An 18,019-nucleotide genomic window follows, 5' to 3' on the forward strand; every position below is an offset into this window, starting at 1 on the left:
AACGGTAATGGCCCGGTGAAAGCCGCCCGCCGGAAACTTGCCTTTATGGCATGCGGGGCTTCGCTCCTCACCGGTTGTGTCCATGTCGCGGCGCAGGAAGCTGCTCGCGACGAGGTTGTCGGCCTTTACCACCTGCGCGACAGTTTCGAAGTGGCCATGCTGCTCGAACTGCGGGCGGACGGCACCTATAGCTATGAACTGGCCGTGGGCGCGAAGGACGAACGCTCGATCGGCACCTGGTCGCTCGATGGCAACCGCATTACGCTGGTGACAACGCCCAAACCCGTTGCCCCGCTGTTCGAACAGGTGGGCAGCGATCCGTCGCCCGACGCGCCATTCCTGCTGGTTACCTGGCCCAACGGCAATGCGCTGCAGGGCGTCGATGTGATCCTGCACTGCGCAGGCGGTGAAGTGGCCTATGGCTATACGCTCGACACCGGCTGGCCCTATCCGGAGAACGAGGACGGCATCGGCGGTGATGGTCTGTGTGCCGATCCGCAGACCTTGCGCTTGGTCGAAGGCATCAACGACATCGCCTCGCCCGAATATGACGTGGCGGGCGTGGCGGGCGGCCTCAGGTTCGTGCTCCATCCCAATGACCTGGGCCTGCGCGACATGACCGGCTGGCAAGCCACGATCACCGGCGACACCTTGCTGCTCGCCTACGAAGGATCGCAGATGGTCGAGATGGTCCGCTATCGCGCCGATTGACGGCAGCCGCCCCCGCGCGCCGCTTGTTTCCGCCCCCGGCATGGGCCACTCTCGCCCCCGGACGAGAGGAGAGGGCGCAAATGATCCCCGAAAGCTACCACGCCGATACCGACAGCCTGCCCTGGGCAGAATGCTGGGCCGATGATCCCGGCATCCGCCTGAAACTGCTGATGGCCGATGTCGAAGGCGGGCGCTTTGCCGTGCGGATGGGCTTTGCGCCGGGCACGCAGGTTTTCCCGCACAAGCATACCGGCGAGGTCCATGCGATCACCCGTGCCGGAAGCTGGACCTATCTGGAATATCCGGACAGCCCGGCCAATGTGGCAGGCTCCTACCTGTTCGAGCCGCCGGGCAGCACCCACACGCTGAAAGTGGCCGACGATGCCGACGGCGAGACCGACGTGCTGTTCGTGATCTACGGCGCGCTGGTCCACCTCGATGACAGCGGCACCATCCTGGCCATCACCGATGCCGCCAGCGTGATCGAGGAATATGCCCGCCGCCTGCGCGACCAGGGGCTGGACGTGCCCAAGGTGCCGGTTGGCGGGGCGATGGGATATCGCAGCCTATAGGGTTCAGGCCGGTCAGGCCTTCACCAGCACCCGTTCCTTCATCGCGTCGGACGGGCTGAACGGCGTATCACCTGCCGCCGCAAACATCGCCGTGTAGTGATCGGGCGCGGCATCTGCGCCCGGCGCGCGCACGGTGGTGCGGCGCATGTCGCGGCGATATTGCGTATCGTCGTACTCGCCGCCGCGGTGGAGCGTGGCGAGGTTGTCCCACACCGCCATGTCGCCGGGGCGGTAGTGGACCGAGATCACATATTCGGGCCGGGTGCACCACTCGATCAGCTCGTCGATCAGCGCGCGGCCCTCATCTCGGTCCATCCCCACGATATCGCGGGTATGGGCGCCCACGAACAGCGCCTTGCGGCCCGAGGCGTGGGTATGGACCAGCCTGTGCGTGGCATGGGGCTTCGCGTCCACCTCGGCTTCCGTATAGGGATAGCCCGCACGGCGGCGACTCCAGAAATAGGAGTGCCTTGCCTCCAGCCCTTCGATCCGCTCCTTCATCGCCTGCGGCAGGTCATCATAAGCTGACCGGCTATCGGCAAACCAGGTCGGCCCGCCGTGCGGAGGCGCTTCGTGGCACAGCAGCAGGGCCTGCGCGCTGCGCACGTCCATGAAACTGGAATCCGAATGCCACAGCCGGTTGCCCGCCGCGCCCAGCCGGATGCTGGGATTGTCGGTAATCTCGCCATCGAGCCCCAGGTTGGAGGCATCGAACAGTTCCGGCTCGCTCATGCGCGAAGGCTTGCCCGGATGGCGCGGCGCCAGTTCTACATGGCCGAACAGTCGGCTGAACGCGACATGGCCTGCATCGTCCAGCCCCGTATCGCGCCACACGGTGACGCCCCATGTGTCCTGCGCTGCGCGAATCTCGGCCTTGGTCGCCTCATCCAGCGGCCGGGCTATGTCCACGTCCGCAATCTCCGCGCCGAACCGCTGGCTCAGCGGCGTAACTGCAATGCCCATAAATCCTCTCCACGCATGGGGGTGCGAGGCTTGGGATAGGCGCCCCCGAGGCAAGGCGAATTGACGGGGCGCAAATGGGCTTTCCTACAGGGGCGGGGGCAGGCGATGGAGCGCGCTGCTCTTTCGCATTGCTGGTTGGTCCTGCGGGAAGCCGGACCCGGTTTTCTCCCCGGGGAGTGTCACTTTGTCACCGCGCGCTTTTTTAGCGTGTTTTCCATCGGTTAGGGCACAAAACAAAGGTGACACGCTGTCACTTGTGTCACCTTTACCGCCCGCCAGAGGCTTCTGCCGCGCGTTTCGAGGCGGCGAACAGGGTGGTGAAGTGGTCGTCCGCCGCCTCGACCCCGGCTTCGCGGATGGTCGTGCGGCGCATGTCGCGGCGGTAGGTGGTGTCGTCGAATTCGCCGGCGCGGTGCATGGTGCACAGGTTGTCCCAGATGCTCATGTCGCCCGCGCTGTAATTCACCTCGATCACATAGCGGTCCTGCGCGGTCCAGGCGTTGAGTTCGTCGATCAGCGCGCGGCCCTCCTCGCGGCTCATCCCCACGATGTCGCGGGCATGGTTGCCGAGATAGAGCGAACGCCGTCCGCTGGCCTTGTGGTCCAGCACCACCGGCTGGTGCGCGTGCGGCATCGCGTCGAGCTCTTCCTCGGTAGTGGGATATCCCGCCTTCATCCGCGAATAGAAGTAGCAGTGCCGCGCGGTCAGCCCCTCGATCCGGTCCTTCATCGCCTGCGGCAGGTCATCGTAAGCGCTGCGGGTATCGGCAAAGAAGGTCGGCGCATGGACCGGCGGCGCCTCGTGGCAAAGCAGCAGGGCCTGGGCGCTGCGCACCTCCATGTAGGAGCTGTCGATATGCCACAGCCGGTTGCCCGCATTGATCAGGCGGCGGTTGGGGTTGTCGATGATCTTGCCCGCCGCATCGATATTGGTCGCGTCGAACAGTTCCGGCTGCGAGAAGCGGGGCGGATTGCCCGCGTGGCGCGGGGCCAGTTCGACATGGCCGAACAGGCGGCTGAAGGCGACGTGGCTCGCATCATCAAGGCCGGTGTCGCGCCAGACGGTGACGCCCCAGCGGTCCTGGGCGGCGCGAATTTCCGCCTTGGTCGCCTCGTCCAGCGGGCAGGAAATATCCACACCGGACAGTTCCGCGCCGAAGCGCTCGGACAGGGGGGTTACGGTCAGGGGTTTGACGGTCGGGGCCATGCTCATCCTCTCTATGGAGGAGCGCATTAATGTTAGATTGCTAACGAATCCACCCTTTACAAGGCCCAGTCGATCGCGTCCCGGCCATGCTGTTGGAGAAAGGCATTGGCCTGGCTGAACGGACGCGAACCGAAGAAACCTCGATGGGCTGACAACGGGCTGGGATGGACCGAACGCAAGACAAGGTGGCGCCCGTCCGCCAACCCGGGAATGCGCTGCGCCTTCTTCTGCGCATGGCTGCCCCACAGGATGAAGACGGCGGGATCCGGGCGCGCCGCCACCGCCGCCACCACGGCATCGGTAATCGCCTCCCACCCCTTGCCCTGATGGGAGCCTGCCAGCCCCGCCTCGACCGTCAGCGCATTGTTGAGCAGCAGCACACCCTGCCGCGCCCAGTTTTCGAGATTGCCGTGCACGGGAATGGCGATGCCGAGATCGGCCCGCAGTTCCTTGCAGATATTGGCCAGCGAGGGCGGCTGGCGGACACCATGGGGCACCGAAAAGCTCAGACCATGGGCCTGCCCCGGCCCGTGATAGGGATCCTGCCCGAGGATCACGACCTTGACCGCGTCAAGCGGGGTCAGCTCCAGCGCGCGCAGGCGGCTCCCGCGCGGCGGATAGATCGCCTTGCCCGCCTCCTCCTCGGCCTGCAGCCAGCCGCCCAGCCGCCGCGCCTCGGCACTGGCCAGCACGGGATCGAGCGCGGCGCGCCAGCTTGGGGGGATTTTCTCGGCCATGGCGCTTTCCTACCGCCCTGCCGACAAGGCAGCCAGCGCGCTCTTCCCCTCTTTCCCCAATCCGCCTAAGGCTTGCCTCCTATGACAGTATATTTCCACGAAGAAGACCTGCCCGCCGACGCACTGGCTCCCGGACCGCTGGCGGTCGATACCGAGACCATGGGCCTTGTCACCCAGCGCGACCGGCTGTGCCTGCTGCAGATCAGCGACGGCAATGGCGACGAGCACCTGGTGCGGTTCGCCAATGGCAGCGCGTTCGATGCGCCCAACCTCAAGGCCGTGCTGGCCGATCCGGCACGGGTGAAGCTCTATCACTATGCCCGGTTCGACCTGGCGGCGATCCAGCATTACCTCGGCGTCTGGGCCACGCCGGTGTTCTGCACCAAGATCGCCAGCAAGCTGACCCGCACCTATACCGACCGGCACGGGCTGAAGAACCTGGTCAGCGAACTGCTGGGCGAGGACATCTCCAAGCAGCAGCAGTCGAGCGACTGGGGCGCACCGATGCTGAACGATGCCCAGCGCGAATATGCCGCCAGCGACGTGCGCTTCCTCCACCGCCTGCGCGAGATCCTGATCGCGCGGCTGGAGCGCGAGGGGCGGCTGGAACTGGCGCAATCGTGCTTCGATTTCCTGCCCGCCCGCGTCTCGCTCGACATGGCGGGATGGATCGACAAGGACATCTTCAGCCACGAGTAAGGCTGGCCAAGCCAAAGGCCCATCTGAATGACCATCCAGGCCGACACCATGCGCAACAGGCGGCAGGCCAATGCCGCTCCCGGATCGGGGCTGGACCGGCTTGTCCGCACCCTGGCCGTGGTGCTGCCCGCGGCTGTCGGCGTGGTGGCGGCAATGATGCTGATCACCCCGCTGGGGCCGCGCGGTGAGGTGTCTTTCCTGCTCGACCGCAACAAGGTGGCCATTGCCGACGACCGGCTGCGGATGGACAATGCCATGTACCGCGGCGTGGACGACGATGGCCGCCCGTTCTCGATCGCAGCCGGGGATGCCGTACAGACCAGCAACCGCATTCCGGTGGTAGAGATGCACGAGCTGGTCGCCCGGATCGTCCTGCCGGATGGCCCGGCAGTACTGAGCGCTGTTGCCGGGAGCTATAACATCGAAGACGAACAGGTGCAGATCCCGGGAACGGTCCAGTTCACCGCAACCGATGGCTATCGGCTGCTGGCGCGAAACGTGGCGATAAACCTGCCCACGCGCACGCTCGAAGGGCGGGGCCGGGTCGAAGGGGCTATCCCGGCGGGCACTTTTGCTGCCGATCAGTTCCGCGCTGACCTGCCGGAACGCACGCTTTCGTTGATCGGCAATGCCAGGTTGCGGATGGTGCCGGGCCGGATGCAGCTTCCGGAAGGGATGTGACGATGTGCTTGCCTCACCGTTCTGATCGGCTATCGCCTGACGCCATGAAAAGACCGCGCCCCACCCCTGCCAAGCTGGCCGCCCGCAGTCTTGCTGCCGGACTATTGGCCGGTCTTGTCGCCGCGCTCGGCTTCGGATCAGTCGCCGGGGCCCAGAACATTGCCGGTTTCAACTCCAACCAGCCAGTCAACTACGCGGCCGACCGGATCGAACTGCAGGACCGGCAGAACCGTGTTGTGCTGTCGGGCAATGTGGTGATCGACCAGGGCGACCTGCGACTTACCGCCGCCCGTACGACTGTCGCCTATACTGATACCGGCTCGCTTTCCATTCAGCGAATCGACGCGACTGGTGGGGTTGTCGTGACACGCGGAAGCGAGCGGGCGAGCGGCGGATCAGGGGTCTATGACTTCAATCGGCGGGTAATCGTGCTGGCCGGGGGCGTGGCGCTGCGCCGTGGCGGTGACACTCTGAATGGCGGCCGCCTGACCATCGACCTCAACACCGGATTATCAAGCGTTGACGGTTCTGCTGCGGGTTCATCGGGCCAGAGTGCATCGGGCGGCCGGGTCTCTGGCACGTTCTCGGTTCCCGATCAGGACTGAAATCTCTCCGGGCAAGTTTGCGGAAAGAGGCGATCAAGCAGGGTGGCATCGTCCCCCGGTGAGGCAGTGCAATCCCGCGCAGCTGCGATTGCATCTGCCCTTGCAGTCAGGTCGGCATAGATCTCCGGATCGAGATAGGTTCCGGCCGAACGCCAGAAATTCGTCTGCCAGTGACCGCGATCCACCAGCTTTTGGGCCAGAGCGTCGCGACCCTGTGGGGTGGCTGCCAGTTCTATAATCAGTGCGCTTCTGCTTTCGGCATCGAGACTTCCGCTGGCATGCAGCGCAACAATTCGCTGCGATGCCGCTTCAACATTGCCGGAAATGAGCGCCGCTTGCGCCATAGCACGCTGCGAGAGCGGTTCACGCCATCCGCGACGACCCGCTTCTTCCAGTGCCGCAACACTCAATTCCGCGTCGCCCGAAACCAATGCCGCCCGGGCCAGGAGACTCAAGTGTTCGGCTGGCAATGGCCTGACACGGATGAGCGCCCTTGCCCGGACCAGGGCATCGGCAGTACGTTGATCCGCTAGGGCCTGATCGGCCAGAACCATGGCGGAGAAACCTTGAAACGGTTGTGGCACCAGGTCGGCCAGAGGCGGAGCAAAACGCGCCGCCCGGTCGATCTGCGCAAAGCTGGTCACTCCGGCCAACGCCACCAGTGTGGTAATCCAGGCGATCTTGCCTATCATGGGTTTGCCCATCATGTGCTGCGAACATTTCTGACCGGGCTGACCACCAGAAGCACCACAAGCAGCCCTGCGAGGCACAGAATGGTTTGGTTGCGGAGCGGATAGTCCACCAGGGATTGTGCTCATCTCGCCCTTCAGCACGTTGAGCAGCTGGGGCAATTCATCGAGGCTGGTCTTGCGCAGGAACCGGCCGACACGTGTAATCCGGTCATCGTCCTGCGCGGCAGACCGGTTTCCGTTCGCATCGGCCTTGTCCACCCGCATGGTGCGGAACTTGTAGATGTCGAAGAACTGGTTGCCGCGTCCCATTCGTCTCTGGCGGAAGAAAACGGGACCATGGTCGTCCAGCCTGATCGCCAGGGCGCAAGCGAGTAGCACGGGCGACAGCGCTAGCAACGCAACAACGGAAACCGCGATGTCGAACAAGCGCTTGGTGATTCGCGAGCGAATTCCCAGATGGCCGTGCGACACGACCAGCGCGGTTACATCGGCCTCGTCATGCCGGACGATGGCCAGGGCGCCGATCTGCTGCGCAAAATCGCTAATCACCTCGCCGTGGATGCCCGAGCCACGAAGCACTTCCGACCAGGCGATGCGGTCTTCCTGGCTGCAGCTTACAATGACTGTATCCATGTTGCGCAGGTACTTGGACAGCCGGTCAAGCGCAAGCGGGTCCTCCAGGTCGGGACGCAGACCGTGTTCGCGGGCATTGATGCGGTATACGTTGGGAATCCTGACATCGGGACCACCGGCATCGATAAGCAGGCGGTTGGTGACGCTGGGGCCCCACAGGGTGACGATGAACCGCGCCAGCCACCAGCGGATCGCCGTCATGCCAATGGCCGTTGCAATCAGGCTGCTAATGAACACCGAGCGCGAGAAATCGGCGTTCGCCTTCGCGAAGAAGGCGAAGAAATTGAACATTAGCGCGGATACGGCCAGGGCGATAATCGCTCGTCCTGCCGCGACCCGCCAATTGGTCAGCCCGTCCCGCGAATAGGTGCCGTTGTAGAATGCGATCGTCTGGAACAGCGGCAACATGAGGTATGCCGGCAGCATAGCGTCATGGTGGGAAAAGATGCCGGGATGGATCGTGGCCGCCAGGGCAAAGCTTGCCAGCAGCACGACAACATCGGCCAGTACCAGCACGAGATAGAATTGCAGGCGCCGGTTTTCCAGCGACATCGCAAGCCCCTGGGCCGGGGCACGCGGCAGGCGGACCGGAGCGTCTTCAAGCGGCTGCCCGACTGCGTCGGGCAAAATAAGCGGATCTTCCGATCGCACTGTTACCGCAGTCAATTCCATGATTGCGCCGGACGCCCCCCAAGAAAAACGATTCCTTGCGTGTAAACACCTATATCAAGTGCATTGTTCCTTAACCAGCCGATATTGCACTTGCGAGAAGACCCGAAACGGGACTCGCCGCGTCCCGCGCACCGGTGGTCGCAGTCCGAATTGTCCCGTTCGGGATCGGATCAATGCCGGCGGACTGAAGCGAATCGGGCGATTCGGGTCAGTTCGTGAGCCAGGATCAGTTCCGCCGACTGGCTATTGGCGAGCAGGTCGCGGTGCAATTGCGCCAGGCGCGGAACCAGCCGCTCGAGCTTTTGCGGGGGCCAGGCGGGTAGCTGCTTGCGCAGGTCGCGCTTGTCGCGGAAAAATACCTTCTGCCGGTCGAGCAGCGCATCGACATCCAGCCCCGGTTCGCGTTTGGCGGCAATTGCCGCGATCTGCGCCACCCGCCGTTCGAGCGCCAATGCCACACCCACCGGGTTGAGCCCCAGTTCCCGCAGGCGTGCCAGCTCATGCGGCAGCTTCTTCGTCTCGCCCGCCAGCACCACGTTGACTATCGGCCCGAAGCCTTCATCCTCGGACGAGGCACCGATGGCCGCAAGATCAGCCACTTCCACTGTCCTGGTCGCATGAGGCGAGGCATCGAGATAGAGCGACAATTTCTCCAGCTCCGACTGCGCCAGCCGCACATCGAGATTGGCGCCGCGCGCAATCGCCTCGGCGATGTTGCCGCCAAAGCGCAGGCCGAGCCCGCCGGCCATGGCGTTGATCTCGGCCTTCACGTGCTCCAGGTCGGGCGGATAGAAGATCGCTACCACCGCATCCTTGCGGTCGATCAGCAGCTTGGCGGTGCGCGACTTGTCGGTGGCCGACGTGGCGACGATGAAGATCGGGCAAGCGCCGCCTGTCTCGCCGATATCGGCAAATTCGCAGAACGCCTTGACCGCATCGTGCGCTTCTTCGCCCGCCACCCGCGCCATGATGTACCGCGCGCCGCCGAACAGCGAAGTGCTACGCGCCTCGTCGATCAGGCGGACCGGATCGTTTTTCAGGTCAGCGCCGGACATGTCCACCCGCTCGCCCGCTTCGGGCAGCGTGGCGATGACCTTGGCGGCGGCGGCGGAAGCCCCCGCCTCGTCGGCCCCGCAGAAGAACCACAGCCGCGCGCTATCCTGTGCGCGCCGCGCCACATTGAGGAAATCGCGCTGGGTCGCCTTCACGGCTGCCCCGACTTCATGATTCGGGATCGGTGAGCGCCAGGGTGAGCCGGGTCACGATCCTGTCGGCCACCTGCTGGGCGAGGTTTTCCAGCGCGGTCTGTTCGGCCGCTATGGTGGCATATTCGGAAGAGACCACGTCGATCCCCGCATCCGATCCTGCCGTGGCATCGACCAGGATCGCGCCGCTGGCCGTATCGACCAGCTGGTAGCGGGCGCGCAGGGTCCGCCGTTCGCGCCCGATGGTATCGTCGGTCAAAAGCCCAAGCCCTTCGAGCTGGTCATCGAGCAGGACATCGAGCCGATAGCGCGGATTGGCGACATCGCCCGATGGATGACCCAGCCGGTCGTTCAGCGCATTGCGCACCAGCCAGCCTTCGCGGCCCTGGATCGGCGCAACTTCCACGCCCGCCAGCCCCTGCGCCACGGCACCGCTCGCGCCGCCAGCATAGATCGGTCGCAGGCCGCAGGCCGACAGCGCGCCGAGCAGCAATGCCGCCGTAGCAAGGTGCGCGGCAATCCTCATGTCACGATGTTGACCAGCCGGTCGGGCACCACGATCACCTTTCGCACTTCAGCCCCGTCCATCGAACGCTGGACCCTCTCGCTGGCGAGCGCAAGCGCCTCCAACTGATCTTTCGGCAATCCTTTGGCCACGGTCAGCGTATCGCGCAGCTTGCCCATGTGCTGCACGGCAACGGTCACTTCGTCCTCGACCAGCATGGCGGGATCGACTTCGGGCCAGGCGGCTTCAGCCACAAGGCCGCCCTCTCCCAGAGCGTCCCAGCCTTCTTCGGCCAGGTGCGGCATCATCGGCGAGACCAGCAGCAGGATCGTGCGGATTGCCTCGTTGCGGGTGGCAGACGGCGCGGCCTTCTCGGTCGCCGAAGTCAGCTCGTAGATCCGCGCTACGGCCTTGTTGAACGACAGGGCCTCGATATCGGTGGCAACGGCAGCGACGGTCTGGTGGGTCTTGCGGGCGAGTGCGGTATTGTCGCCAGTGGCAGAACCATCGAACTGTCCGAACAGCCGCCACAACCGCTGGACGAAGCGCCCGCAGCCTTCGATCCCGGCCTCGGACCACGGCAGGTCGCGTTCGGGCGGACTGTCGCTGAGCATGAACCAGCGCACAGCGTCAGCGCCATAGTCGGCGATGATGTCCTCGGGATCGACAACGTTCTTCTTCGACTTGGACATCTTGATGACCTTGCCGATCTGCACCGGCTGGCCATCGGACTTGAGCGTGGCGCCCGTGCCCGACCGATCGACCTCACCCGGTGTGAAATAGATCTCGCGCGGGCCGTCCTTGCGGCTGTAGGTCTCGTGCGTGACCATGCCTTGCGTGAACAGGCTGGCGAACGGCTCCTTCACATCGACCGCGCCGACATGCGCCAATGCGCGGGTCCAGAAGCGGGCGTAGAGCAGGTGGAGGATCGCGTGTTCGATACCGCCGATATATTGCTCCACCGGCAGCCACTGGGCCACTTCGGCCATGTCGAACGGCTTGTCCGCCGGCTGGCTGGCAAAACGCAGGAAATACCAGCTCGAATTCACGAAGGTGTCGAGCGTATCGGTCTCGCGCCGCGCAGCCGCACCGCATTGCGGGCAGTCCACGTGCTTCCAGGTGGCGTGGCGTTCCAGCGGGTTGCCGGGAACGGAAAAGTCCACGTCCTCGGGCAGAACCACCGGCAACTGGTCCTTGGGCACCGGTACCACGCCGCAGTTCTCGCAATGGATGAACGGGATCGGCGTACCCCAGTACCGCTGGCGGGAAACGCCCCAGTCACGCAGACGCCAGACGGTCTTGCCCGCGCCACATCCGTCGGCTTCAGTCCGGCGGATCACTTCAACCTTGGCTTCGGCCACGGCCATGCCATCAAGAAAGCCGGAATTGACGCAGACCCCGTCGCCCGCCTCGGCCTCGGTCAGCGGTGCATCGGCAGCGGAAGGTTCGGCGGCGATTACGCGCACGATCGGCAGGCCATACTTGGTGGCAAAATCGAAGTCGCGCTGGTCATGTCCCGGTACGGCCATGATCGCGCCGGTGCCATATTCCATCAGCACGAAGTTGGCGATGTAAACTGGCAGGTATTCGCCGGTGAACGGGTGCCTGGCCCCGATACCGGTATCGAAGCCCAGCTTTTCCGCCGTTTCGAGCTCGGCCGCCGTGGTGCCGCCCTGCTTGCACTGCGCGATGAAATGCGCCGCCTCGCAATTGCTGGCGGCGACACCCTGGGCGAGCGGATGATCGGGCGCGACCGCCACAAAACTGGCGCCGAAAATTGTATCGGGGCGCGTGGTATAGACCTCTACAATCTCGCCATTGGACAGATCGAAAGCGAACTGCAGGCCCTGGCTCTTGCCGATCCAGTTTTCCTGCATCGTGCGGACCTTGTCGGGCCAGCCGTCCAGCGTGCCGAGGCCCGCCAGCAGGTCTTCGGCAAACTGGGTGATCTTGAGGAACCACTGGTTGAGCTTGCGCTTCTCCACCAGCGCGCCCGAACGCCAGCCGCGCCCGTCCACCACCTGCTCGTTGGCCAGCACGGTCTGGTCCACCGGATCCCAGTTGACCGCGCTTTCGCGGCGATAGACCAGGCCAGCGGCATAAAGGTCGAGGAACAGCGCCTGTTCGTGGCCATAATAGGCCGGATCGCAGGTGGCGATCTCGCGACTCCAGTCGAGCGCGAAGCCGAGCTGCTTCAACTGCCGCTTCATTGTGGCGATGTTTTCGTAGGTCCAGCCTGCCGGATGGACGCCCTTTTCCATGGCGGCATTTTCCGCCGGCATCCCGAAGGCATCCCACCCCATCGGGTGCAGCACCTCGAACCCGCGCATGGCCTTGTACCGGGCCAGCACGTCGCCCATCGTATAGTTGCGCACATGGCCGATATGGATGCGCCCGCTGGGATAGGGGAACATCTCCAGCACGTAGCTCTTGGGCTTCGGACTGGCCGAATCGGCCTCGAAGCAGCGCGCCTCGTCCCACGCGGCCTGCCAACGGGCGTCGGCCTGTCCGGCATCGAACCGGACATCGAAACGCTGGTCAGTCATGCGAATTCCTGCCGGTTGTGCGGATCAGCCGATCGCCGAGCGGCGCAGGTCGCGCGCCTTGGTGAGGATGATGTCTTCCAGCCGCTGTACGGTGCTGGCCTGGACGGTGGCTTCCACCCAGACGCCGTCGGTCAACACCTGGCGGCTGGCAGCCACGCGCACGGCATCTGCGCGCAAGTCCGAATCGAGGATCGATACCGAGACCTTGACCCGTTCATTCGGGCTGGCGGGATTGGCATACCAGTCGGTCACGATCACGCCGCCGGCACTGTCGGCCTGGGTCAGCGGCATGAACGACAGCGTTTCAAGTGTGGCGCGCCAGAGGTAGGAATTGACGCCGATCGACGTCACCTGCGCCGCGGCCAGGTCTGCCTGCGGCCGACTGTTGCCGCCGCCGCAGGCCGCAAGCCCGAGCGCCAGCGCGCCGATCACCAGCCCGCGACCAAGGGTTTGCGCGACAGGTGCGATGGTTGAAGGCGTGCGGAAGCTGGAGATGGCCATGCGTGTTCCCGTAACTTGTTTCAAAGCGGTGCGCAGCGGCACCCGATGCGCCTCTATAACCCTCCAGCGCCGTGCGGCAAGGTGAAGCGCGCCCGGGCGGGTCGCGTGTCCCCATGGACGTTTCCACTTGCACGCCCGGGCGCTGAACGATCGCTGAATTGCCCGCTTCCGCCTCTCTTTAGCCAGCCTGCGCTGTTGAGCTGTTGCAACACTCTGTAAAAACACGTGTGAAGAGCCTTGAACTGCTGGTCATGTGCGGAACCGCTGCCTACAAAACGGATTGGAGGAGAGCCTGATTCGATTCGGCAGCCAGAAAGCGTTCAGCTCGGTTGTCTTATTATGGTCAGGTAATGATGGGAAAGCGGGCATTAGCGTGAGCATGAAGTCGACCTGGGGCCGCAAGGGCCGTTTTGCCGCCGGCATCGCCGGTGCGGCACTGGTCGTCGGCTTGCCGAGCGCGGGCATGGCCGTTGGCCTGCTCGACGGTAGCACTTTCTCGCGAGATGCGCTGTCCACTGTCGGTAGCCTTGCCTCGTTCACCCCCGCTTCCGCCGATCCCGACCTTGCCCGCATGATTGAATCACGGCGTGGCTCGTCCCGCATGATGCGCTTCACGCCCGCTGGCGCGATGACAGCTGAGGATCGCTCGGTCACCGTGGTTGTCCGCGTGGATGGCGAAGCGGCCCAGGCCATCTCGGTGCGCAATGCCATCGCCATGGCTCGCAGCGAACCCGCGGCCGAATCGGTCAACACCATCACCGCGACCCGCTACAACCTTGGCTTGGCGCGTGGCTATCGCAGCTTCGCAGCGGCGGCCCCTGCGCTGTCGCAGCCGTTGTCCAACGCAGCCATCCCCGATCTTGCCCAGTTCGAGCCCAGCCCGGGCGTGCGCGAGGAGCCGAGCCGGTTCGCCGCGCGCATTGCACTGGAAGAAGGCCGCAGCGCTGCTCCGGCCGCTCCGCAATCGCTTGATGCCGCGGGTGACCAGCGGATCGACGTGGCAGGCAGCTATCGCCTGACGCGCAACCTCGATGTGCGCGCGGGTGTGCGCTACGAACAGGATCGCAACCGCCTGTCACCGATCCCCAATCTGGAGCAACAGGATAGCCAGGCAGTCTATATCGGCACCCAGTTCCGGTTCTGACACCCAATAGGGTCAGACATCGCATGAAACCCCGCTCCGGCGGGGTTTTTGTTTGCCCGAAGGCCTCGCTGCCCTAGGAAAAAATGCATAGATCGAAACCGAATCGAGAGGGGATAGACCACATGGCACGTGTCGCAATCGTCACCGGCGGAACCAGGGGTATCGGCCGCGCCATTTGTGAGGCTTTGCAGGCCGACGGCATGACCGTGGTGGCCAACTATGCAGGCAATGACGACAAGGCCCGCGCCTTCACCGAAGAAACCGGCATCGTCGCCTACCGGTGGAACGTGGGCGACCATGCCGAAACGCTGGCAGGTTGCGCCAAGGTGGCAGAGGAAGTCGGCCCGATCGACGTGCTGGTCAACAATGCCGGCATCACCCGCGACGGCACGCTGATGAAGATGAGCTACGAGGACTGGACCGATGTCCTGCGGGTAAACCTCGGCGGCTGCTTCAACATGGCCAAGGCCTGTTTCGACCATATGCGCGACCAGAAGTGGGGCCGGATCATCAACATCGGCTCGATCAACGGCCAGGCGGGCCAGTATGGCCAGGTCAACTATGCCGCCGCGAAGAGCGGGATTCATGGCTTCACCAAGGCACTGGCCCAGGAAGGCGCGCGCTTCGGAGTGACGGTGAACGCCATCGCACCCGGCTATATCGATACCGACATGGTCGCTGCCGTGCCGGAGAACGTGCTGGAAAAGATTGTCGCCCGGATCCCGGTCGGCCGCCTCGGCCAGGCGAACGAGATCGCCCGCGGCGTCAGCTTCCTCGCCTCGGAAGACGGCGGCTTCGTCACCGGATCGACCCTGTCGATCAACGGTGGCCAGCACATGTATTGAGCACAGGCGGATTGGCTGACATCTACCACCCGCCGGTCAAGCATTCGGTCGAGATTGCCGGCCACAAGACCTCGATCAGCCTCGAACCACTATTCTGGAACGCCTTGCGGCAGGCCGCCGAAAACGAAGGCCTGCCGCTGAATGCGCTGGTGGCGCGGATCGATGCCCAGCGCATCGTTGCGGACACGCCGCCGGGCCTTGCCAGCGCGATCCGCCTGTGGCTGGCATCGCGCTGGCTGGAAACCACGAATCAATAGTTGGCGGGCGGATCGCTGGCGGGGAAGCTCTCGTCGCTTGCCTGGTCCACCTTCGACCACTGGCCCGCGTTGCCGTCCCGCATGGCGTTCGGCCCTGCGTCGCGCACCTTGGCAAAATTGTTGCCGACCGCCTGGCCGTCGGCGAAGGCGGCATCTTGCCGGTTCTTCTGGTAGTACTTGTACCCGAAATAGCCGAGCGCGCCGAGCATTGCAGTTTTCAAGATCATGGGGTCACCTCATAGTTTGCTTGTCCATCCAACGGTCGGTGCAGCGAAAGGTTCACGCATTTCGGCTAAGGCATGGAATATCGGTCGCAAGACAAACGCGGTTGACCGCAACGAGGGCCCATTCCTATGGTTTTTCCATGAGCGCCAAGAAACCGATCCGCAAAGCCGTGTTCCCCGTGGCGGGGCTCGGCACCCGCTTCCTGCCCGCCACCAAGGCTATCCCCAAGGAGCTGTTGCCGATCGTTGATCGGCCGCTCATCCAGTATGCGGTGGACGAGGCGCGCGAGGCTGGGATCGAACAGATCATCTTCGTCACCGGACGCGGCAAGACCGCCATCGTCGAGCATTTCGACATTGCCTACGAGCTTGAGAGTACCATGAACGAGCGCGGCAAGTCCCTGTCCGCGCTGGACGATACCCGCGCCACGCCGGGCGATATCATCACCGTGCGCCAGCAGGTGCCGCTGGGCCTCGGCCATGCGATCTGGTGCGCCCGCGCCATCGTGGGGGACGAGCCGTTTGCCATCATCCTGCCGGACGAGCTGATGGTGGGCGAACCAGGCTGCATGGCGCAGATGGTCGAGGCCTATAACGAAGTCGGCGGAAACCTCATCTCAGTGCTGGAAGTGCCGTGGGACGAGGTGTCGAGTTACGGCGTGATCGATCCCGGTGCGACGAGTGGCGCGCTGACAGAGGTCCGCGGGCTGGTGGAAAAGCCCCCGCAGGACCAGGCGCCGTCCAACAAGATCATCTCGGGCCGCTATATCCTCCAGCCCGAAGTGATGCGCACGCTGGAAAACCAGGGCAAGGGTGCGGGCGGAGAGATCCAGCTGACCGATGCCATGGCCCGCATGATCGGCACCCAGCCGTTCCACGCGGTCACCTTTGCCGGGCGGCGGTTCGATTGCGGCAGCAAGCTGGGCTTTGTCGAGGCCACGCTGGCCCTCGCACTGGAGCGTGAGGACATCGGCGCGGAAGTCAGGCTGTTGGCTGAACGGCTGCTGCGCGGCTGAGCAGGACCACAAGAGCACATACGAAAAAGGCGGCAGGTGACTGCCGCCTTTTTCGTGTCAGCTTGCGCCGGAGGACTTAGTCGCCGCCCTGGCCGCCTTCGCCCCGGGCAATCGAGGCATATTGCGTGGTCATGTAGGGGGTAGGATCGACCGATTCACCCGACACGCGAACTTCATAGTGCAGGTGCGGGCCGGTCGAGCGGCCGGTCGAACCGACATAGCCGATAAGGTCACCCTTGCGGACCATTTCGCCCGGCTGGACCGTATAGGAAGAAAGGTGGGCGAAGCGCGTCTGCAGCTCGCCGCCGTGCTCGATCTGCACGTAGTTGCCATAGGAGCTGTACCACTGTGCCATGCCCACGCGGCCATCGGCCGTGGCGTAAACCGGGGTGCCAGTCGGCGCGGCAAGGTCCACGCCGTTGTGCTGGCGGCGACCGCCGAGCACGGGATGGCTACGCATGCCGTAACCGCTGGTCAGGCGCATATTGTCGAGCGGCATGCCCGAGGGAATTGAAACGGCCATCCGCGGAGCGCCAACGATCAGGCCACTCTCGGTAACCTGGCCACCCTGGGCGATTTCACCCCAGCTGGCGAACAGTTCGCTGAATTCTTCGTCGGAGACCGTGGAGCTGGCGTCGATAGCAGCGGTGAACTGGGCCGAAGCGGGAGCCACGCCGTCATTCGCGAGAGCGGGCGCAGCGCCCAGAACTAGCGAGGCAGCGATGCCGAGTGCGGACTTGATGATCATGCGATCCCTTTAATTCCATTGCCTTGCGGCAAACCCGTCAGTTTCGCCGGACCCCTGTTCGGCCCTGCTGGGCCACCCGTCCGAAGAGCGAAAACCAGTGTGGGAACCTTCCCCCGTCTGGCCTGTTGGCATGGGTAAGGGCCTAAAGGTTAACTAGGCAAGGGTGCACCTGTGCCTGCGCGACGGACTGACTGCGAGACGGGGTGAGTCGTTGAACCGCAGATGAATTGCCGCCGCAAGGCCACGCTAAATCGCGGTTTTCCGCCAGTTGCCGCAATCTCACCGAACTCGCTTCATCGCCGGAACGAAACGGCTTGTGGCCTTGGGCTTCAGGAAACCGAATCGGGTCAACGATTCGTTGGGCACTTCACTCGCGGGGCATCACAGGCCCCGGGCTGCTTCGAGCACTTCGGCAGCGTGGCCCTTGACCTTCACCTTGCGCCAGACGCGGGCGATCCTGCCTTCCCGGTCCACCAGGTAGGTCGTGCGCTCCATCCCCATGTAGCTGCGGCCATACATGCTTTTCAGCGTCCAGATGCCCAACGCATCAGACAGTCCGTCTTCCTCTGCGTACGAGGCAAGCGGAACGGTCAGGCCGTGCTTGGCGGTGAACTTGGCATGCCTGGCGGGCGGATCCTTGCTCACTCCCAGAAGCGCAGTGCCGCCAGCCTCGAACTGGTCCTGCAGGGAAGAAAAGTCGATGTTCTCGGTGGTGCAGCCGGGCGTGTCGTCCTTGGGATAGAAGAAGACCACCAGCTTGCGGCCTTTGAAGTCCGACAATTTGAGCGGTGATCCATCGACCGCATTCAAGGCCACATCGGGCATCAGGTCGCCACTATCGGGCAGATTGCTCATC

At 64.2% G+C, this 18,019-nt stretch carries 20 protein-coding genes; 9 read left to right on the plus strand and 11 right to left on the minus strand.

The window, feature by feature from the left end; all coding sequences use genetic code 11:
- Positions 1 to 45: 45 nt before the first annotated feature.
- Positions 46 to 711: a hypothetical protein gene (locus M3P36_RS03910; RefSeq protein WP_249700925.1), complete on the plus strand. Its 666-nt coding sequence runs from the start codon at positions 46 to 48 to the stop codon at positions 709 to 711.
- 80 nt (positions 712 to 791) lie between these two features.
- The gene (locus M3P36_RS03915; RefSeq protein ID WP_249700927.1) at positions 792 to 1,283 is read left to right on the plus strand and encodes a 2,4'-dihydroxyacetophenone dioxygenase family protein; all 492 of its coding nucleotides are present in this window, start codon (positions 792 to 794) and stop codon (positions 1,281 to 1,283) included.
- 12 nt (positions 1,284 to 1,295) lie between these two features.
- Here the strand turns inward: M3P36_RS03915 and M3P36_RS03920 are convergent, their stop codons facing one another.
- The 3 genes from M3P36_RS03920 to M3P36_RS03930 form a co-directional block, all read right to left on the minus strand.
- Positions 1,296 to 2,246 (minus strand): TauD/TfdA dioxygenase family protein, encoded by a 951-nt coding sequence (locus tag M3P36_RS03920; RefSeq protein ID WP_249700930.1) that lies wholly within the window; start codon positions 2,244 to 2,246, stop codon positions 1,296 to 1,298.
- A 265-nt stretch (positions 2,247 to 2,511) separates the two neighbouring features.
- Positions 2,512 to 3,453: a TauD/TfdA dioxygenase family protein gene (locus tag M3P36_RS03925; RefSeq protein WP_249700931.1), complete on the minus strand. Its 942-nt coding sequence runs from the start codon at positions 3,451 to 3,453 to the stop codon at positions 2,512 to 2,514.
- Between the two features lie 56 nt (positions 3,454 to 3,509).
- Positions 3,510 to 4,190: a uracil-DNA glycosylase gene (locus M3P36_RS03930; RefSeq protein ID WP_249700933.1), complete on the minus strand. Its 681-nt coding sequence runs from the start codon at positions 4,188 to 4,190 to the stop codon at positions 3,510 to 3,512.
- Positions 4,191 to 4,271: 81 nt separating this feature from the next.
- Here M3P36_RS03930 and M3P36_RS03935 point away from each other — a divergent pair, with 81 nt between their 5' ends.
- From M3P36_RS03935 to M3P36_RS03945, 3 genes are read left to right on the plus strand one after another with little or no spacing between them, the layout of a single operon-like run.
- Positions 4,272 to 4,889, plus strand: coding sequence for a ribonuclease D (locus M3P36_RS03935; protein ID WP_249700935.1), 618 nt, complete (start codon positions 4,272 to 4,274; stop codon positions 4,887 to 4,889).
- Positions 4,890 to 4,916: 27 nt separating this feature from the next.
- Positions 4,917 to 5,570: an LPS export ABC transporter periplasmic protein LptC gene (gene lptC, locus M3P36_RS03940; RefSeq protein ID WP_249700937.1), complete on the plus strand. Its 654-nt coding sequence runs from the start codon at positions 4,917 to 4,919 to the stop codon at positions 5,568 to 5,570.
- A gap of 44 nt (positions 5,571 to 5,614) precedes the next feature.
- Positions 5,615 to 6,175 (plus strand): LptA/OstA family protein, encoded by a 561-nt coding sequence (locus tag M3P36_RS03945; RefSeq protein WP_249700939.1) that lies wholly within the window; start codon positions 5,615 to 5,617, stop codon positions 6,173 to 6,175.
- Here the strand turns inward: M3P36_RS03945 and M3P36_RS03950 are convergent.
- The 5 genes from M3P36_RS03950 to M3P36_RS03970 all read right to left on the minus strand — a co-directional run bounded on the left by M3P36_RS03950 (position 6,166) and on the right by M3P36_RS03970 (position 12,929).
- Complete coding sequence (locus tag M3P36_RS03950; protein WP_249700942.1) at positions 6,166 to 8,172, minus strand: sugar transferase; 2,007 nt, start codon at positions 8,170 to 8,172, stop codon at positions 6,166 to 6,168. The genes M3P36_RS03945 and M3P36_RS03950 overlap by 10 nt on opposite strands.
- Positions 8,173 to 8,342: 170 nt before the next feature.
- Positions 8,343 to 9,380 (minus strand): DNA polymerase III subunit delta, encoded by a 1,038-nt coding sequence (gene holA, locus M3P36_RS03955; protein WP_249700944.1) that lies wholly within the window; start codon positions 9,378 to 9,380, stop codon positions 8,343 to 8,345.
- A 13-nt stretch (positions 9,381 to 9,393) separates the two neighbouring features.
- Complete coding sequence (gene lptE, locus M3P36_RS03960; protein WP_249700946.1) at positions 9,394 to 9,903, minus strand: LPS assembly lipoprotein LptE; 510 nt, start codon at positions 9,901 to 9,903, stop codon at positions 9,394 to 9,396.
- The gene (leuS, locus tag M3P36_RS03965) at positions 9,900 to 12,428 is read right to left on the minus strand and encodes a leucine--tRNA ligase (RefSeq protein ID WP_249700949.1); all 2,529 of its coding nucleotides are present in this window, start codon (positions 12,426 to 12,428) and stop codon (positions 9,900 to 9,902) included. The genes lptE and leuS overlap by 4 nt, the downstream gene beginning before the upstream one ends.
- A 24-nt stretch (positions 12,429 to 12,452) precedes the next feature.
- The gene (locus M3P36_RS03970; protein WP_249700952.1) at positions 12,453 to 12,929 is read right to left on the minus strand and encodes a DUF3576 domain-containing protein; all 477 of its coding nucleotides are present in this window, start codon (positions 12,927 to 12,929) and stop codon (positions 12,453 to 12,455) included.
- A gap of 379 nt (positions 12,930 to 13,308) precedes the next feature.
- Between M3P36_RS03970 and M3P36_RS03975 the strand changes: the two genes are divergently transcribed.
- The 3 genes from M3P36_RS03975 (at position 13,309) to M3P36_RS03985 (ending at position 15,175) form a co-directional block, all read left to right on the plus strand.
- On the plus strand, positions 13,309 to 14,073 hold the full coding sequence (locus tag M3P36_RS03975) for a hypothetical protein (protein ID WP_249700954.1): 765 nt from the start codon (positions 13,309 to 13,311) through the stop codon (positions 14,071 to 14,073).
- A gap of 122 nt (positions 14,074 to 14,195) precedes the next feature.
- A complete protein-coding gene (gene phbB, locus M3P36_RS03980; RefSeq protein WP_249700956.1) occupies positions 14,196 to 14,918 on the plus strand; it encodes an acetoacetyl-CoA reductase in 723 nt (240 codons plus the stop codon).
- An 11-nt stretch (positions 14,919 to 14,929) separates the two neighbouring features.
- Positions 14,930 to 15,175: a ribbon-helix-helix domain-containing protein gene (locus M3P36_RS03985; protein ID WP_249700958.1), complete on the plus strand. Its 246-nt coding sequence runs from the start codon at positions 14,930 to 14,932 to the stop codon at positions 15,173 to 15,175.
- On the opposite strand, the gene M3P36_RS03990 is transcribed toward M3P36_RS03985, so the two are convergent.
- The gene (locus M3P36_RS03990; protein WP_249700960.1) at positions 15,169 to 15,402 is read right to left on the minus strand and encodes a hypothetical protein; all 234 of its coding nucleotides are present in this window, start codon (positions 15,400 to 15,402) and stop codon (positions 15,169 to 15,171) included. The two genes, M3P36_RS03985 and M3P36_RS03990, sit on opposite strands and share 7 nt — an antisense overlap.
- Positions 15,403 to 15,539: 137 nt before the next feature.
- Between M3P36_RS03990 and galU the strand changes: the two genes are divergently transcribed.
- Positions 15,540 to 16,415, plus strand: coding sequence for a UTP--glucose-1-phosphate uridylyltransferase GalU (gene galU, locus M3P36_RS03995; RefSeq protein WP_249700962.1), 876 nt, complete (start codon positions 15,540 to 15,542; stop codon positions 16,413 to 16,415).
- A gap of 76 nt (positions 16,416 to 16,491) precedes the next feature.
- On the opposite strand, the gene M3P36_RS04000 is transcribed toward galU, so the two are convergent.
- Positions 16,492 to 17,163: a M23 family metallopeptidase gene (locus tag M3P36_RS04000; RefSeq protein WP_249700964.1), complete on the minus strand. Its 672-nt coding sequence runs from the start codon at positions 17,161 to 17,163 to the stop codon at positions 16,492 to 16,494.
- Between the two features lie 381 nt (positions 17,164 to 17,544).
- Positions 17,545 to 18,018, minus strand: coding sequence for a peroxiredoxin (locus M3P36_RS04005; RefSeq protein ID WP_249700967.1), 474 nt, complete (start codon positions 18,016 to 18,018; stop codon positions 17,545 to 17,547).
- Between the last annotated feature and the right edge of the window lies 1 nt (position 18,019).

The sequence above is a fragment of the Altererythrobacter sp. KTW20L genome (assembly GCF_023501975.1).
Taxonomy (GTDB): Bacteria; Pseudomonadota; Alphaproteobacteria; order Sphingomonadales; family Sphingomonadaceae; genus Alteraurantiacibacter.

Coding starts and splice junctions, on each gene's coding strand:
- M3P36_RS03910 (WP_249700925.1), top strand. CDS start 46: ATGGCATGCGGGGCTTCGCTCCTCACCGGTTGTGTCCATGTCGCGGCG.
- M3P36_RS03915 (WP_249700927.1), top strand. CDS start 792: ATGATCCCCGAAAGCTACCACGCCGATACCGACAGCCTGCCCTGGGCA.
- M3P36_RS03920 (WP_249700930.1), bottom strand. CDS start 2,246: ATGGGCATTGCAGTTACGCCGCTGAGCCAGCGGTTCGGCGCGGAGATT.
- M3P36_RS03925 (WP_249700931.1), bottom strand. CDS start 3,453: ATGGCCCCGACCGTCAAACCCCTGACCGTAACCCCCCTGTCCGAGCGC.
- M3P36_RS03930 (WP_249700933.1), bottom strand. CDS start 4,190: ATGGCCGAGAAAATCCCCCCAAGCTGGCGCGCCGCGCTCGATCCCGTG.
- M3P36_RS03935 (WP_249700935.1), top strand. CDS start 4,272: ATGACAGTATATTTCCACGAAGAAGACCTGCCCGCCGACGCACTGGCT.
- lptC (WP_249700937.1), top strand. CDS start 4,917: ATGACCATCCAGGCCGACACCATGCGCAACAGGCGGCAGGCCAATGCC.
- M3P36_RS03945 (WP_249700939.1), top strand. CDS start 5,615: ATGAAAAGACCGCGCCCCACCCCTGCCAAGCTGGCCGCCCGCAGTCTT.
- M3P36_RS03950 (WP_249700942.1), bottom strand. CDS start 8,172: ATGGAATTGACTGCGGTAACAGTGCGATCGGAAGATCCGCTTATTTTG.
- lptE (WP_249700946.1), bottom strand. CDS start 9,903: ATGAGGATTGCCGCGCACCTTGCTACGGCGGCATTGCTGCTCGGCGCG.
- leuS (WP_249700949.1), bottom strand. CDS start 12,428: ATGACTGACCAGCGTTTCGATGTCCGGTTCGATGCCGGACAGGCCGAC.
- M3P36_RS03970 (WP_249700952.1), bottom strand. CDS start 12,929: ATGGCCATCTCCAGCTTCCGCACGCCTTCAACCATCGCACCTGTCGCG.
- M3P36_RS03975 (WP_249700954.1), top strand. CDS start 13,309: ATGAAGTCGACCTGGGGCCGCAAGGGCCGTTTTGCCGCCGGCATCGCC.
- phbB (WP_249700956.1), top strand. CDS start 14,196: ATGGCACGTGTCGCAATCGTCACCGGCGGAACCAGGGGTATCGGCCGC.
- M3P36_RS03990 (WP_249700960.1), bottom strand. CDS start 15,402: ATGATCTTGAAAACTGCAATGCTCGGCGCGCTCGGCTATTTCGGGTAC.
- galU (WP_249700962.1), top strand. CDS start 15,540: ATGAGCGCCAAGAAACCGATCCGCAAAGCCGTGTTCCCCGTGGCGGGG.
- M3P36_RS04000 (WP_249700964.1), bottom strand. CDS start 17,163: ATGATCATCAAGTCCGCACTCGGCATCGCTGCCTCGCTAGTTCTGGGC.
- M3P36_RS04005 (WP_249700967.1), bottom strand. CDS start 18,018: ATGAGCAATCTGCCCGATAGTGGCGACCTGATGCCCGATGTGGCCTTG.